Annotated in this window: 14 protein-coding genes; 2 read left to right on the forward strand and 12 right to left on the reverse strand. The window is 63.5% G+C overall.

The features are described from left to right. Nucleotides 1-209: 209 nt before the first annotated feature. The 4 genes from ACAty_RS16605 to dhaK all read right to left on the reverse strand — a co-directional run bounded on the left by ACAty_RS16605 (nt 210) and on the right by dhaK (nt 4,287). Nucleotides 210-623, reverse strand: a complete 414-nt coding sequence (locus tag ACAty_RS16605) for a putative PEP-binding protein (RefSeq protein ID WP_272945200.1) — start codon at nt 621-623, stop codon at nt 210-212. Beyond that, entirely contained in the window at nt 526-2,691 is a 2,166-nt protein-coding gene (locus tag ACAty_RS01310) for a putative PEP-binding protein (RefSeq protein WP_153801794.1), read from the reverse strand. The genes ACAty_RS16605 and ACAty_RS01310 overlap by 98 nt, the downstream gene beginning before the upstream one ends. Beyond that, nucleotides 2,669-3,283 (reverse strand): dihydroxyacetone kinase subunit DhaL, encoded by a 615-nt coding sequence (gene dhaL / locus ACAty_RS01315; RefSeq protein ID WP_004867375.1) that lies wholly within the window; start codon nt 3,281-3,283, stop codon nt 2,669-2,671. Before dhaL ends, ACAty_RS01310 begins: the two co-directional genes overlap by 23 nt. Then, a complete protein-coding gene (dhaK, locus tag ACAty_RS01320; RefSeq protein ID WP_004867373.1) occupies nt 3,280-4,287 on the reverse strand; it encodes a dihydroxyacetone kinase subunit DhaK in 1,008 nt (335 codons plus the stop codon). Before dhaK ends, dhaL begins: the two co-directional genes overlap by 4 nt. A 351-nt stretch (nt 4,288-4,638) precedes the next feature. Between dhaK and ACAty_RS01325 the strand changes: the two genes are divergently transcribed. Further along, on the forward strand, nt 4,639-5,172 hold the full coding sequence (locus ACAty_RS01325) for a carboxymuconolactone decarboxylase family protein (RefSeq protein ID WP_004867367.1): 534 nt from the start codon (nt 4,639-4,641) through the stop codon (nt 5,170-5,172). Between the two features lie 94 nt (nt 5,173-5,266). After that, entirely contained in the window at nt 5,267-8,110 is a 2,844-nt protein-coding gene (locus ACAty_RS01330; protein ID WP_238323807.1) for a bifunctional diguanylate cyclase/phosphodiesterase, read from the forward strand. Between the two features lie 91 nt (nt 8,111-8,201). On the opposite strand, the gene ACAty_RS01335 is transcribed toward ACAty_RS01330, so the two are convergent. From ACAty_RS01335 to rpsR, 8 genes are all read right to left on the reverse strand, one after another. Further along, entirely contained in the window at nt 8,202-8,588 is a 387-nt protein-coding gene (locus ACAty_RS01335; protein WP_004867361.1) for a DUF4168 domain-containing protein, read from the reverse strand. 146 nt (nt 8,589-8,734) lie between these two features. Beyond that, complete coding sequence (gene radA / locus ACAty_RS01340) at nt 8,735-10,090, reverse strand: DNA repair protein RadA (RefSeq protein ID WP_014002191.1); 1,356 nt, start codon at nt 10,088-10,090, stop codon at nt 8,735-8,737. Further along, nucleotides 10,087-11,184 carry an alanine racemase gene (alr, locus tag ACAty_RS01345; protein ID WP_004870208.1) on the reverse strand — a complete coding sequence of 366 codons (1,098 nt, stop codon included), beginning with the start codon at nt 11,182-11,184 and terminating at the stop codon, nt 10,087-10,089. Before alr ends, radA begins: the two co-directional genes overlap by 4 nt. A 78-nt stretch (nt 11,185-11,262) precedes the next feature. Further along, entirely contained in the window at nt 11,263-12,147 is an 885-nt protein-coding gene (locus ACAty_RS01350) for a hypothetical protein (protein ID WP_004870211.1), read from the reverse strand. Nucleotides 12,148-12,295: 148 nt separating this feature from the next. Then, entirely contained in the window at nt 12,296-13,669 is a 1,374-nt protein-coding gene (gene dnaB / locus ACAty_RS01355; protein ID WP_004870213.1) for a replicative DNA helicase, read from the reverse strand. A 16-nt stretch (nt 13,670-13,685) separates the two neighbouring features. Next, nucleotides 13,686-14,132 carry a 50S ribosomal protein L9 gene (rplI, locus tag ACAty_RS01360; protein WP_004870216.1) on the reverse strand — a complete coding sequence of 149 codons (447 nt, stop codon included), beginning with the start codon at nt 14,130-14,132 and terminating at the stop codon, nt 13,686-13,688. 60 nt (nt 14,133-14,192) lie between these two features. Further along, nucleotides 14,193-15,113, reverse strand: coding sequence for a DUF2232 domain-containing protein (locus tag ACAty_RS01365; RefSeq protein ID WP_004870218.1), 921 nt, complete (start codon nt 15,111-15,113; stop codon nt 14,193-14,195). 18 nt (nt 15,114-15,131) lie between these two features. Further along, nucleotides 15,132-15,410 (reverse strand): 30S ribosomal protein S18, encoded by a 279-nt coding sequence (rpsR, locus tag ACAty_RS15140; RefSeq protein ID WP_004870220.1) that lies wholly within the window; start codon nt 15,408-15,410, stop codon nt 15,132-15,134. Nucleotides 15,411-15,417 lie beyond the last annotated feature (7 nt).

Here is a 15,417-nt window from a genome sequence, read left to right on the forward strand (position 1 = left end):
CGCGCCCATCGTCTTCGCTTGCTGGGGATCGGGCTTTGAATTGACGTGGAAACCCTGGTGCCAGATCTCGGCCTTCTGGTGGCGATGCTCGGTGGTGTGTTTGCGAAGGCTCGGTAACGGTTCTCGGAAGCGCATGGAGTCGTTTTTTCCACGATCGATTGTTACGGATCATAGCACACTACGGCCGCAGGCTGACGATGTTGTGTCGTTCAGACGCTGTGGATATCGCTCTCACGCAGAGCGCGAGCCAGTGCAGGGATCAGCGCCGGCGCCATGGACAGGCGGCGGATACCCCGGGCGATGAAGGCGCGGGCCATGGAGGGATCGGCGGCGGCTTCGCCACAGACGGAAACCGGCCTTTGCTTTTGTTGTGCGACCAGAGCGCAGAGGTCCAGTAGGGCGGCGCGACCACTTGCTTCGATTTCGCCGAGATCTCCTTGCTCGCGATCCACGGCCCAGGTGTATTGGCCAAGGTCGTTGCTCCCTACGGAAAAGAAGTCTGCGAGGGGGACGAAGTCCTGTATTTTAAGTGCCGCGGCGGGGACCTCGACCATGATCCCCAGGGACACGGGCCACAGGTGTGGAATCTTTTCTGCGGAGAGTTCCGCGTGCAGGCGCTCCAGAAGCTGCCGGGNACGGGCCCCTTTTAAGAGGNANGGNGACCANGGGCAGCAGCAGGCGNAGGGCGNAGCCCACCCCAGCGCGCAGGAGGGCACGCTCTTGGCTGCGGAAAAACTCGGGCCGACGTTCCAATACCCGGATGCCCCGCAGACCCAGGGCCGGATTGGGCTCGGCGCCGAGCCTCAGGAAAGGAAAGGATTTGTCGGCACCGGCATCGAGCACGCGCAGGATGACGGGCCGCTGGCCGGCGGCCTGCAAGAGTTCCTGAATGCGCTCTATCTGCTCGACTTCTGTCGGCGCTTCGGTGGCGCCCAGAAAGAGCATCTCGCTGCGCAGCAGACCGATACCGGCGACTCCCAGGCTCGCGGCGGCCTTGGCCTCGGCGACGTTACCGACATTGGCCCAGAATTCCACCTGGCTGCCGTCTGCCAGGGGGAGGCTGGTAATCGGTTGGGGGGGGACCGTGGCGGCGGCGGATGCCACGATTCGCTTGGCAAAGGCCTCCTGCTCCTCTGCAGTGGGGTCGAGCCAATAACGGCCAGCGCCTGCGTCCATGGCGACCATCTGGCCTTCGGCGATGGGGGCGTGGCCAATACCCACGAGGTAGGGAATATTGGCGGCGCGCAGCAGGACGGCGGCATGCGACTGCGGCCCTCCCCGGCGATCCAGCACCCCCAGTGTTCCGCCGTGCGAAAGCCGGCGGGCGACCGAGGGGGGGAGATCTTCCGCCAGGAGGATGCAGGCCCCGGATGTAGGCAACTGCCAATCGCCCAGCACGCCCAAGGCTTCCAGGACCCGAGCGGAGAGGTCGTCGAGGTCGCTGAGACGGGCGCGCAGGGTGGGATCCTGAATGGCTTCGAGATCGTTGCGCAGGCCCTGCACCGCAGCCACCCAGGCCTCGGCCGCACTGAGGTGCTCCACCAGGATCCGCCGTTGCACCCCCTGAGTGAGAGCCGGGTCTTGCAGAAAGAGACTCTGTGCTGCGAGGATCTCATCGGCTGATGTGTCCTCCAGAACCTTTTGCCAGGCCCCCTGTATTCTCCTGAGCTCCGCCTGCGGATCGCCTTTTTGCTGGGTTTCGGGCTGCGCTTTCCGGGCCCGGCGCAGGATGTGCACGGGGCCCATGGCCAGTCCGGGCACCGCCGGACGTGGTGTGGCGTGGGAGGCGACCTGGTGCGATTCCGAGACATCGTCGCGCGTTATTGCGGCACCGGCACGCGGGCTGCTTGCGATCGTGACCGCGGCGGGGGCCGACGTGAGCAGTTTCGCCATCTCCTCCAACTGCGCCGTGGCCTGGGGATTTTGGATAGCGTAGAGCCAAAGCTTTTGTCCTTGACGCCGATCCAGGCGCAACAGGCGGCTGAGGCTGTCCAGTGGCAGGCGTGTAGCGCCGCCGTCGATACTCACGAAAAACGCACCGGGTGCTTGCTGTGCCAGACGCAGCAAGGCGGCCGCAGGGCGTAGATGCAGACCCGCAGGATCGGTGAGGGTGACCTCGATGCTCTGCAGGTCGAGCGCCTCTACACTGTGCAGGCCATCGTCGTCAGGCTTTGCTGAAGCCTCTCCGTATTGTGGGGTTGCGTCGTCCGCACCGACCGATCCCGCGCGAGGCGCTTCGGCCAAGGCATCCCGTTTGCTCTCCAGAGCGCCCCGGGCAGCCCGGCAGACGTCGTCGAGGCTCGCACCACCGCCGGCTGCGACGGCGGCGGCGAGGGCTCCCTCCACATAGGGAGCCGGACAGATGCGCACCGGCACGCGCTGCGGGGTGTCCAGCAGCGAAAGCGCAGTCTGCGCGCTCAGTAGGGCACTGCCGAGATCGAGGAGGATCAGGACTCCTGCCGCATCGCCAAGATCCTCCAGTGCGCTCAGGATGGCGGTGGCATCGGTGCCGAGCTCGCTACCGTCCTCCCCGGCACCAGCGGCGACGGCCACCCTGAGGTCTGGCGCCACCTGTCTCAGAAGCGCGAGCAGGGCGTCGGCCATTGCCCGGCTGTGGCCGACCAGGAGCAGGGCGACGTTGCCTTGCTGCGGGGATGCTACTGCTCCCTCAGGAGGTGCTGGTGTCGTCACCGGCCAGGCATTCCAGAATCAGGCTGGCGGAGGCGGCTCCGGGATCGGCGTGGCCGCGGGAGCGCTCACCGAGATAACTGGCGCGCCCCTTGCGGGCGATCAGGGGAATGGTCGCCGCAAGTCCTTGGCGCGCGGCTTCTGCGGCCTTTTGCAGATCGGCGTTTGACTGCAGGGTGTCGATGGCGGGGAGTAGCGCATCGACCATGGTCTTATCCCCTTTTTCGGCCTTGCCTAGGCGCTGCAGGCCGGCAAGACCCGCTGCCAGGGCGGCGGCAAGGCCGGCATCGTCCAACGTCTGGCTACCGGCGGGCAGGGTTTTGCCCGCCTCCAGAAAAAAGGTCCCGTACAAGGGGCCAGAGGCGCCACCGACGGTGCCGATGAGGGTCATGCCGACGAGTTTGAAAAGGGCGGGTAAATCGGCGGGCGGGGTCGCCTCCAGTTTTTCCCACACCTTGTGGAAGCCTCGGAAGAGATTGCTGCCGTGGTCGGCATCGCCGATGGCGGCATCCAGGGCGTTGAGGTCGTCCTTCTCCTGAGCGAGGCGCGCTTCGATACAGCGCAGCCAGTTCTCTAGTGCCGCCAGATCTTTCATGCGGGGCTCCCCCAACACAGAGCGGGCGTGCGCACGGGGGCATCCCAGAAGCGCCGCAACTCCGGGGTCAGACGCAAAAGGGTGATGGCGACGCCAGCCATGTCCAGGCTGGTCATGAAAGGGCCCACGAGGCGGCGACTCACCTGCAGTCCTGCATCTCGGGCAATCCGCTCCGCCGCGCGATGGACCACGTAGAGCTCCAGCAGGGGGGTGGCACCCAGGCTATCGACGAAGAGCAAGACTTCGTCGCCTCGGGTGTAGGGCAGATCTTCGAGAATGGGCTTGAGCAGAAGCTTCGTGAGCTCATCCGCCGATGCCATGGGAATGCGGCTGCGCCCGGGCTCGCCGTGAATGCCAATGCCAAACTCCACCTCAACGTCCTTGAGGGTAAAGCTGGGTTGTCCGGCCTGGGGGTTGGTGCAGGGACTGAGAGCCAGACCCATGGAGCGCGCCCCAGCATTGACCTCGCGGCCAATGCGCGCGACCTCCGCCAGCGGGAGGCCGGCGGCTGCGGCAGCGCCGCAGATCTTTTCCGCCAGCACCGTGGCACCCACACCACGGCGGCCAGCCGTGTAGAGGGAGTTGGTGACGGCAACATCGTCGTCCAGGAGTACCGTTTCGGAGGGGATGCCGGAGTCGGCCAGAAGCTCTGCGGCCATCTGGAAGTTGAGCACATCGCCGGTGTAGTTCTTGACGATGAGCAGCACCCCCGCGCCGCCATGCACGGCCTGACCGGCGGCAAAGATCTGATCCGGCGTTGGGCTCGTGAAGACTTCGCCGGGGCAGGCGGCGTCCAGCATGCCAGAGCCTACGAAGCCCCCGTGCATGGGCTCGTGCCCGGAACCACCGCCGGATACCAGGGCGACCTTGCCCGGCACCGGGGCGTCTGCACGCAGGACGTAGCGCGGGTCCTGCTCCACGCGAATCAGATCGGCGTGGGCCAGCGCCATACCTTCCAGGGCTTCACGAACGATATCGTCGGGCCGGTTCATGAGGGCTTTCATTGCGGTGCTCCTTCCTTTGCCTTGCGTGCGTCCACTTCCTTGCGTACCTCTTCCAGAGCGGTCTGCAGCTTTTCCAGTTTGAAGCCAAGCCCATGCTGTTCGACGTGGGGCTGGCGTTCCTGGAGGAGCTTGGCGTGAGCGTATAGTGTACGACCGATAGATTCATCCTAGACGAAAACGGCAATGCTGGCATCAAGGGATTGGAGTGGACCGATGCTTGAGTGAGCGCTGGAGATCTGTCGCTCTTTGACTAAATACCGATCGGTCGGTATGATGAAAATACGGGTGGCCGCAGCTGGCCTTCAGCCCGTTTTGTCCTAATAACCTGACATGCAAAAGGAGCAAAAGGCAATGGATCTGAAACTCACTCCGCCGGAACAGGCACAAGGTGACCTTGCGCAGATTTATGTCGAGATACAAAACGCTTTTGGTGGTGTTCCCGAAGGCTTGCAGCTTTTTGGGGTGAGTCCAGCCTTGCTGCGCAGTCAATGGCAGAATCTGGGATATTTCGCTCAGCACCCACATTTGTCCGCCAATTTCTTTGCCTTGTTGCGGTATATCCTCTCGGAGGAGGGAAACTGCCAGTTCTGCATCGGTTTCAACGAAGCCCTGCTCCTCAATGCCGGATTCAGTAAATCCGCCATTGCCAATGCACGTCAGAATCCAGCGCAGGGTCCATTGGAGGATCGGGAAAATGCCCTTCTGGACTATGTCCTTAAAGCGGTGCATGATCCGCATAGCGTGGGCGCAAAGGAAGTGGAGCGATTGCGTCGTTTGGGCTGGACGGATCAGGACATCTTCGATGCCGTGGTCCACGGAGCGCAGCATCAAGCCATCGATACCGTGTTCGAGACCTTCGGCGTGGCACCCTACGTGCCCGCCTGAGCGGCGAGTTCGTTGTCGAATCGCCGAAGTGTGAGTACGGGGGCTGGTGGTCTGGGCCCCTGTGAGGGAGTGGGAAGCTATTTTAGATTCTGTAGTGCAAGACCAGTCGGGTACGGCTCTGGATGGTGCCCGTGATCTCGTAGAAAGTCTTTGTCTCCTAGCCGAGAGATTGACGGAGGGAGCGCTCGCGTCGGTCATGCTGCTGGACGGTGAGGGGGTTCTGCGCCTCTTTGCCGCACCGTCGGTGCCGGAAGCAGCGCGCGAGCGACTGGATGGGCTGCGCCCGGGTCCGGAGAGCGGTTCCTGTGGCAATGCGGTGCTGTGCAACGACTCCGTCTTTGTCAGCCAGACCTTGCGCGATCCACGTTGGGCGGGGCTTCGGGATCTGGCCGAAGAGTTCACCCTTCTGGCGTGCTGGTCCACTCCCATCCGCAATAGCTACGGCAATGTCCTTGGGACTTTTGCCCTATCGAGCTTTACGGAGCGGGCCCCAAATCGCGAGCAGGTGCGTCTGTTGGAAAGCATCGCTGCAGTGATTGCCGACGTGCTTTTTCAGGAAGAGCGCGATGGGCGGGATCGTTGCTTCGCGGCGGCCCTGCGAGCCATCGACGAGGGCGTGCTGCTGACCGATGCCGAGCAACGGGTGGTGTACGCCAACCCCGCCTTTCTGCGCCTGAGCGGCTACGAACTTGCGGAAATCCTGGGCAAGAACTGCCGCTTCCTGCAGGGGCCGGATACCGATCCCGCCACGCGTCAGAGTCTGCACGATGCCTTGGCCGAGGGCAGGGTGTTTCACGGCGATATCCTCAATTACCGGCAGGATGGTACGCCGTTCTGGAACGCCCTGAACATCAGCCCGGTACGCGATGCGCAGGGGCACATCACCCACTTCGTTTCGGTGCAGCGGGACGTGACCCTGTCGCGCCGCACCGAACAGGAACTGCGCCTGTCGGCGCAGGCCTTCGAGACGCAGGAAGGCATCCTGATTACCGATGCCCAGCGTCGCATCGTAAAGGTCAACCAGGCCTTCACCCGGGTGACCGGGTATACCCTGGAGGAGGTTCGTGGGCTGACCCCAGCTATCTTGCAATCGGGCAACCAAGACGCGGATTTCTACGAGGCCATGTGGCGGGAGATCGAGCGGGAAGGGGCCTGGCAGGGAGAGATCTGGAACCGGCGCAAGAATGGCGAGGTCTATCCGGAGTTTCTGAGCATTACTGCGGTGCAGGACGGTAACGGGCAGGTCAGCCATTACATCGGGCATTTCTTCGATATCAGTTACCACAAGGCGCGGGAAGCCACTCTGGAGCGTCTGGCGCGCCACGATCCCCTGACGGATCTGCTCAATCGCCGAGCGCTGGACGAGGAACTGCTGCGCGCGCAGCGCCGTGCCGATGCGCAAGAGCGTCTCCTGGCCGTGGTGATGCTGGATCTGGACGACTTCAAACCCATCAACGATCGCTACGGTCACGATCAGGGAGATGCCCTCCTGGTGCTGGTGGCTCAACGACTGCGCGATCATTTGCGGCGCAGCGATGCCATCGCCCGCCTTGTGGGGGACGAGTTCGTGCTGATGCTGGAGGACCTGCGCCAGCTGGATGAGCTCGAACCCATCCTGGACAAGCTGCAGCGCGCCCTGTGTCAGCCCTATCGATTGCGCGATGGGGTCGAAGTGCAGATCGGTGTCAGCATGGGGGTGAGCATCTATCCCTTCTCCGCCCAGGGGAACCTCGATGAGTTGCTGCGGGAGGCGGATCAGGCCCTGTTCGCCGCCAAGCAGCAAAAAGGACAGCGTTTGCGTCCCTGGTCCTTCTGGGAGCCGCCGCAGAGCGCGAGGCGGCTCTATCCCTTGCGAGAACGCTTTCGGACCCAGGGCGTCGAGGCCTGGTTTCAGCCCGTCTGGGATCAGCAGTCCGGCCGAGTCGTGGGGATCGAGGCCCTGGCCCGCCTGCGCGGCGACGACGGTTCGGTCCTCGCACCCGGTGAATTCCTGCCCCAGCTTCAGGAAACCGATATCTTCGATCTGACCAACCAGATCCTTGAGCAGTCTTTGACGGCCCTGACGGCTCTGGACGATCTGGATCCGGAGCTCTGGGTGTCGGTGAATCTCGATCCCCAACTCATCGGCATCACCTGCCTCAAATGTGTGCAACAGATGCTGCAGGGTCAACGGATCGCACCCCAGCGGATCGTCTTTGAGCTCCTGGAGAGTGGTGACTTTCTGGATCGGCGTCTAGCGCAGGACCATCTTCTCGATCTCAAAGCCATCGGCGTCCGGCTCGCCCTGGACGATATCGGTAGCGGCTACTCTTCGCTGCTCCGCCTCAAGGAACTGCCCATCGACAAGATCAAGCTGGATCAGTCCTTTGTCCGTGGTCTGGAGGAGCGGCCCGGCGATCTCCACTTCGTCGAGGCCCTGCTGGAACTCAGTTCCAGTCTGAATGTGGAGCTGGTGGCGGAAGGTGTGGAGACGGCTGCCATTCGCGATGCGGTGGCGGTGGCGGGGGTGCGCTATCTGCAAGGTTATGCCATCGCCCGCCCCATGCCCCTGGACGCTCTGCGTAACTTCCTGGTCTCGGGCTGCGAACCCCTGCGCCAGTCGGGCCCGCGCAGTCTTCTGGGGATCTATGCCGAACAGATGAGCGAGCACGCGGTCTTGCGCAAGGCACTGCGTCAATCCTGGACCATCCTCGATCTGCCGTCCCTGCGGGACCCCCAGAATTGTCCCACCTATCGGGATATCTGTCGCCTACCCGATGCGGACGCTCAGCGGATTCTCGCGGTATATCGCGACTATCACGAGGCCATCGCCGCCTTTGCCGACACGGATGCCCGGCATTGGATGCAGCGGGTGGCAGAACTGGAGCGGCAACACCGGCGCTTGTCCGACGCCCTGCTGGATGCCATTCGCACTGCGAGTGCCACATCTTCGCAGTAGTGACAAGTTGCGACAAAAAACCCTACCGCTGGGGTAGGGTTGGCAAGCGCTCAGCCGGCGCGTGCAAAGCGCAGCGGCCGATGGTACCTGCTCAGTGCATGGCGCCTTCCACTTCCTTGGCAAAGGCGGGATCCCGCTGGGTCTCCTGCAGAAGCTCGGTATAACGCTGCGCCGTCAAGTGGTGCTGGGCTAGGATGGCGTTGGTTTTGGCCATGTACTCGTTCTTGAGCTTTTCCTTTTGCGCCGGGGTCAGCTTGGGATTCATGGCCTCCTGGTGCACCTGGTTGTTCAGACCCTGCAACTCTTTGACGGCGCCGGCAAAATCGTGGAGCTGGGCGGGGCTCAGCTGGGGGGTTGGGGCGGCAAAGGCGCCGTTGGCCAATAGCAGGCAGGTGCCGGCCGCAAGGATCAGACCACCGATCCGACTCGTACCGTGTGCTGCGCGCTGGGAATGCTGCGTCGAAATCCTGTGCTTCATGAAGCCCTCCACTTGAGTATCGGTGCGAATGAGAACTCTCTACCTACATGATATATAAGCAGATAGTGTGATCCGACCGGGATCGGACCGAGTCACCATAACCCACCGTCAGCGCCCGCTGCAAGGTCCCCATGCCCGGAGCGTGATCAGCCAGTAAAAGCGGCGTCGACGGCGTCCTGAAAGCGCGCGCAGGGCAAGGTCGTGAATCCGGCCAGCCGCGGATGCTCGCCGCGCGGCAAAATGGCGCGGGAAAAACCCAACTTGGCCGCCTCGGCTAGGCGCGTATCCGTCGCCGCCACCGGCCGCACCTCCCCCGCCAGACCCAATTCGCCAAAGACGACGGTGCCGTCGGACAAGGACCGATTGCGAAAGCTGCCCAGCAGGGCCATGGCCACGGCAAGGTCGGCGGCGGGTTCGTCCACCCGAATCCCGCCGGCGATGTTGACGAAGACATCCTGATCGAAGAAAAAACTGCCCCCGTGGCGATGGAGAATGGCGAGGAGCAGGGAGAGGCGGTTGGGATCGAGACCAATGGCCACCCGTCGGGGGTTGGCCAGGGGACTGGGCGTGACCAGGGCCTGAACCTCCACCAAGAGGGGCCGCGTGCCCTCTTGGGTGGCCAGCACCACGCTCCCGGGCACGGGTCGCTCGTGTTGGGAAAGGAAAAGGCGGGAGGGATTGCGGACCTCCTGTAGCCCCTTTTCCTGCATCTCGAAGACCCCCAGTTCGTTGGCGGCACCGAAGCGGTTCTTGATGGCCCGGATCAGGCGGTAGGGGCTGCCGGCCTCACCCTCGAAATAGAGGACGGTGTCCACCATGTGCTCCAGCACTCTGGGACCGGCGATGGCGCCTTCCTTGGTCACGTGGCCCACGAGAAAGACACTGGCCCCCGTTGCCTTGGCGTGGCGTACCAGGCGCGCGGCGCATTCGCGCACCTGGGCGACGGATCCCGGGGCGGATTGCAGGCTATCGCTGTAGAGGGTTTGAATGGAATCCACCAGGACCACCGACGGTTTTTCGGCCTCCAGAATATCGGCGATGAGCTCCCAGCGATTCTCGGCCACCACGCGGATGGTCTCGGCCTGGACCCGCAAACGGCGCGCCCGCAGCGCGACCTGCGCGGACGATTCCTCCCCCGTGACATACAGTACCCGCTGGCTGCGGCTCAAGCCCTCGGCGATTTGCAGCATGAGGGTGGATTTGCCGATCCCCGGTTCACCACCGAGGAGGATGGCGGCACCCGCCACCAAGCCGCCACCCAGCACCCGGTCCAATTCTCCGAGCCCCGTGTGTTGGCGAGTGGTGGCATCGACGGCGATGGCGTTGAGGTATTCGGGGCTGCTGGCCACGGCATAGGCCGAGCTACCAGCGCGGACCTGGGACCGCTCTGAGCGTTGTTCGACCAGGCTGTTCCAGGCGCCGCAGTCGGGACAGCGTCCCAGCCACTTGGGACTCGTGCCCCCGCATTCCTGGCAGACGAAAAGGGCCTTGTCGCGACTCACGGGACGAGCACTCGCGGAACCCGGGCCTGGATACGGGTGCCCAGCTCATAGGGGATGGTGCCCAGCCGCTCGGCCAGGGACTCCAAAGGCTCGGCTCCAACACCCATGAGGGTCACCCAGTCGCCTTCCTGGGCGTCGCTGTCTTGCAGGTCCACAAAGAGGAGATCCATGCTCACCCGCCCCAGGGTTTGGCTGCGTTGCGATCCAATCCACACCGGCGCTCCCTGCCCCAGGTGCCGATCAAAGCCATCGCCATAACCGCAGGCCACCACGCCCACCCGCTGTTCGTGGGGGGCTTGGTAAGCGGCGCCGTAGCCCAGCCATTCGCCCGGCGCGAGGCGACGGGTGGCGATGATCTGCGCCTGCCAGGAGAGCACCGGGCGAAGACCGAGGTCGCGACCGGTCTGCCCCGGAAAAGGGGATAGTCCGTAGAGCATGAGGCCAGGACGCATCCACGGAAAGCGCGCTTCGCCCAGGGCGAGGACGGCTCCGGAGTTGGCCAGGGAGTGCTCGCCCAGGGTCCGCTCGCCCCATTGGCCGATGGCGGCGCGGAATTCACGAATTTGCCGGGTGTTGTGGGGGTCATTGGGGGTGTCGCTGCGGGCGAGATGGCTCATCAGGCCCAGGATGCGCAAAGGGCTTTGCACGGCGGCCAAGGCCTCGAACACCGGGCCCAGAGCGCTCGGGGCGAAGCCCAGGCGATGCATGCCCGAATCGAATTTGATCCAGATGGACAAGGGCCGATTCCAGCGTTGTTCTTGCAACCAGGCAAGCTGCGCGGCACGGTGGATGACCAGGATATGGCCGCGGGCCGCGGCCAGGGGGATCTCTCCGGGCGCAAAGGGCCCGGCCAAAAGGCAGGCCGACGGCCCCAGGGCCAGGTCATAAAGCTGCTCGGCCTCCTCCATGCTGGCGACGGCAAAGCCCTCCACCCCGGCACGGGCAAGCTCCGGCGCACAGACCGCGAGGCCATGGCCATAGGCATTGGCTTTGACGGCCGCCATGAGCTTCGCCCCGGGCATCCGCGCCCGCGCCACAGCGACGTTGTGGGCCAAGGCGGAAGCGGAGATACAGGCGCGGACGGGGCGGGTCATGTGGCCAGTTTAAGCCGACCACGGCGGAAAAGCACGGGAGACACCGCGCCGGGACTTGGCACGGTACCAACGACGGAGTTAAAAACGGTAGGCCAAACCCAATTCCATACCAAATAGGTTCGTGGAGGAGGGGGGTTCCCGGACCGTGCCGGGGATTTGCACTATGGGCGTTCCCTGATAATTGATGGTCTCGAGAGACGGATACTCTTTGGTGCCGGTGTACGTGAAGTGGGTAAAATTCAGACCGCCGAAGATATGCCAGTTTCGGCTCAGAGCGTAGTCTGCACTGATTTTAATGCGTTCCTGGCCGCTAGTGCCAAACCCACCGCTGAAACCGGTGTCTGAGACGGTATATGGTCCACTGCTAGTCACCGTACCGGGGACGTCGATGCCACCACCAACGACCGCCAAAAACTGGCCGTCTACCCCAACCACGAAACGTGGTGTCACCGCATATTGGAATAGAGCGCCGAGGCCGACGAGACCGGAGTGGTAATGTTCATCATAGCCGCCAGGACCTTGCAGACGACGATCCCAATTCTGATAACCGCCAGCGACGTAGGGCGTCAGCATCGCGTTGGAGGAAAGGAAAAACCCCTTGCCCAGTCGGGCGATCACGCGATTTGTCGTGGCATTGTCCGTCGTGTTCAAGTGCTCTGCGGGTGTAGATCCATGGTAGGCAATGCCACCTGAGGAGTAGTAGTTTATTGCGAAGTAGAGGTTTTGAGTGAGTTTGTCGTTCATGCCACTCAGATGCACCGCAAAGCCAGGCATCCAACCGGACTCGATATCGGAGCCATAGGTGGGCGCTGGAGAGATGTGCTCCTGGTAGTTCATCAAGGTGCCGGTGGCTGCGATGCCGATCTCGTTATTGGCTGCCACAATGGGATTGTCCGATTGCGCCTGGGCCAGAGGGCTGAGACCCATGGCGGTGAGGGCCAAAGCAAGGATGCGAATCTTCATGCTTCTCTCCATCAATGATTGGGGTGGTGGCTTCAGCATTTGCTGTAATGCTGTGCCTGCAGGTAAAAGTAGTACAAAGCCGTATTCTGTCAAGCCGAGACAATGGGGTGGGGTGCCGAGACGGTTGGACGAGGTGCGAGGTACCTCGCTAAGCGTAATCCCCGGGGGGGGCGTAGTTCTCGAAGCGGGTGTACTCGCCGAAGAAACTCATGCGCACGGTGCCGATGGGGCCGTTACGTTGCTTGCCGATGATGACTTCGGCGATGCCTTTGACCTCTTCGTTGTCCTTGTTGTAGACCTCATCGCGGTAGAGGAAGAGGATGAGATCGGCGTCTTGCTCGATGGCGCCGGACTCGCGCAGATCCGACATTTGCGGGCGCTTCTCGGTGCGGTTCTCGAGGCTGCGGTTGAGCTGGGAGAGGGCGATGACGGGTACCTGGAGCTCCTTGGCGAGCGCCTTCAGAGAGCGGCTGATTTCCGAGATTTCCGCCACCCGATTGTCGGAGCGTCCCGGCACCTGCATGAGCTGCAGATAGTCGACGATGATGAGACGCAGATCTTGCTCGCGCTTGAGGCGGCGGGCGCGGGAGCGCAGTTCACCGGGTGTCAGGGCAGCGGAGTCGTCCGTGAACAGGGGAGCTTTACCGAGCTCGCCGATGGCCATGGCAATGCGGGGCCAGTCGTCGTTACCGAGGCTGCCGTTGCGCAGGCGGTGCTGATCCACCCGCCCACGCGAGGAAAGCGCCCGCAGCACGATCTCCTCCGTCGGCATTTCCATGCTGAATACCGCTACCGGCAGGCCCTCGGAGCAGGCCACGTGTTCGGCAATGTTCATGGCGAAGGCGGTCTTGCCCATACTGGGTCGCCCGGCCACTATGACCAACTGGCCGGGGTGCAGGCCAGAGGTTTTCTCGTCCAGATCGGCAAAGCCGGTGGGCAAACCGGTGACGGTCTTGCGCTCGCGGGCGTTGGCCTCGATACGATCGATGACCCGGGGTAGCGCATCCTTGATGCGGGTGAAGGCTACCGCGTCCCGCTTCTGGCCCTGGGCCAGTTCAAATATCCGCCGCTCGGCCTCCTCCAGCAGGGTCTGGGCATCCCGTCCCTCGGGTCGGTAGGCCAGATCGGCAATTTCCCGCCCGGCATGGATGAGTGCGCGCAGGATGGCGCGATCGCGCACGATGCTGGCGTAGGCAGGCACGTTGGCCGCCGAAGGGGTGGCATTGGCCAATTCCACCACGTAGGCGACGCCGCCAGCCTCCGCCAGAAGCTCGTGATCCTGCAGGTACTCGGCCAAGGTGATGGCATCCAGGGGCTTCTGCTCCAGGAGCATCTGCCCGATGCAACGATAGAGCACCTGGTGGCGTTTCTGATAGAAGTCCTCCGGGCTCAGCAGGTCGGCGATGCGATCCCAGCTTTCGGGATCGATGAGCAGGCCGCCGATGACCGACTGCTCTGCCTCTAACGAATAGGGCAGGGCCTTGATGGCACCGCCATCCTGCAGGGCAAAGGGATAGTCCATGCCCGGGATCCCGGGTTCAGGCGCGTTCCACCACCACGTGGATGTCCAGCTCGACCTCGGGGTGGAGGTGGAGGCGGGCCGTGTGCTCGCCAACGCGCTTGATGGGGCCATCGGCCAAGCGCACCTCACTGTGGCTCACCGGATGGCCCATCTCGCCCAGCAGCCGGGCGATGTCGTGGTGGCTGACGGAGCCGAAGAGGCGGCCATCTTCACCAGCCTGCAGGGCAATACGCACGGCCACATCAGCGAGGGCGGCGGCGCGCGCCTGTGCCGCCTGTAGACGTTCCTGTTCGGCCGCTTCCAGAGCGGCCTTGCGCTCGGCAAAACTCGCGAGGTTGCTGGGTGTGGCCAGGACGGCCTTACCCTGAGGGACCAGGAAGTTACGCCCGTAGCCGGGGCGTACCTCGACGACGTCACCCAGACGACCGAGCTTGTTGATACGTTCCAACAGTATGACTTTCATGTGGACTTCCCTCTAAAGTTTATGCACGGAACCGGTATGAGCCCGGCCCCGATTCTCGGATTACGGTCCCGGCGGGCGCAGGCGCCCATGCCAGGAAAAAAAACGGTCCAGAATACCCAGCAGCATCACCGGCAAGGCCAGCTGCGACAGGAGGATCAGGCCCAGATAGAATAGCACCAGCCCCCAAGCCGGCCAGCTGCGCAGCACAAACCACAGATGTACCAGGCTCAGGCCCTGAAGCAGGTAGAAGGCGCTCAGGAAGAGCGTCAGATTCTCTGCCCACCACAGGCCAAGTCCCGTCAGCACCAGACTGGCGGCGGTGCTGAGCAGGAACGGCCAGATCCACCAGGAAGGCAGAACCAGAGTCGAGAAAGGCCGCTGTACGCGTAGATCGCCCTGCAGCCGTTCACGCCAGCGGCTGGCGAGAACCCCGGCTACGGTCCCCATGAGCACTACCCCGAGGGATACGACTCCGGGCGTGAAGGGGACCACCAGATCGATAGCCTCTTTCTGCTGTGTGCTCAGGCGCTCCGCCAGGGGCTTCAGGAGCGTTGCCAGCTGGCTTTGCCAATATTCCGGGCCCGCGGCACCGGGTAGGACCCAGAGCGTCACGAGGAGGCTCAGTAGACCCAGGACCGCCAGTGCCCAGAGCAGGCCACGCCAGTCTTCACGCCACAGCAGCCCTTCACCGATGAGGCGACCGGGAAGCCAGGCGAGGAGAACGAAGGCCACGGCAAAGGCCGGACTCCAGGTGACTATGCCCACGCCGATGGTGGCTATGGCCAGTACTTCCAGGCTTTCCTTGCGCCCCGCCTGCATGGTCACCAGCGCCAATAGGGCGACGACGTTGATCAGGAGCGGCAGGGCAAGCACCGGCAGCAACCGCGCCAGCGCAAACAGGAGGACGATGGCGGCGCTGGCCTGCCAGCGACCACTGAGGAACCAGCCCAGGAAACCCGAAGACTGGTCTGCCCTGTTCACCTTCGCGGCAACCCGAGCTCAGCGCACGACGTAAGGCAGGAGCGCCAGGAAGCGGGCCCGCTTGATGGCCGTCGCTAGCTGCCGTTGGTACAGCGTGCTGGTGCCGGTGATGCGGCTGGGCACGATCTTGCCCGTTTCACCGATGAAGGCCTGTAGCGTCTTGAGATCTTTGTAATCGATTTCCTTGACGCCCTCGGCCTTGAAGCGGCAGAACTTGCGCCGCCGGGAGAAGCCCCCGCCACCGCGGCGATCATCGCCATCCCGATCCCGGTCCCGATCTCTTTGCTGAAATGCCATGATGTGA

Origin of the sequence: Acidithiobacillus caldus ATCC 51756 (genome assembly GCF_000175575.2) — a bacterium.
Classification (GTDB): Bacteria; Pseudomonadota; Gammaproteobacteria; order Acidithiobacillales; family Acidithiobacillaceae; genus Acidithiobacillus_A; species Acidithiobacillus_A caldus.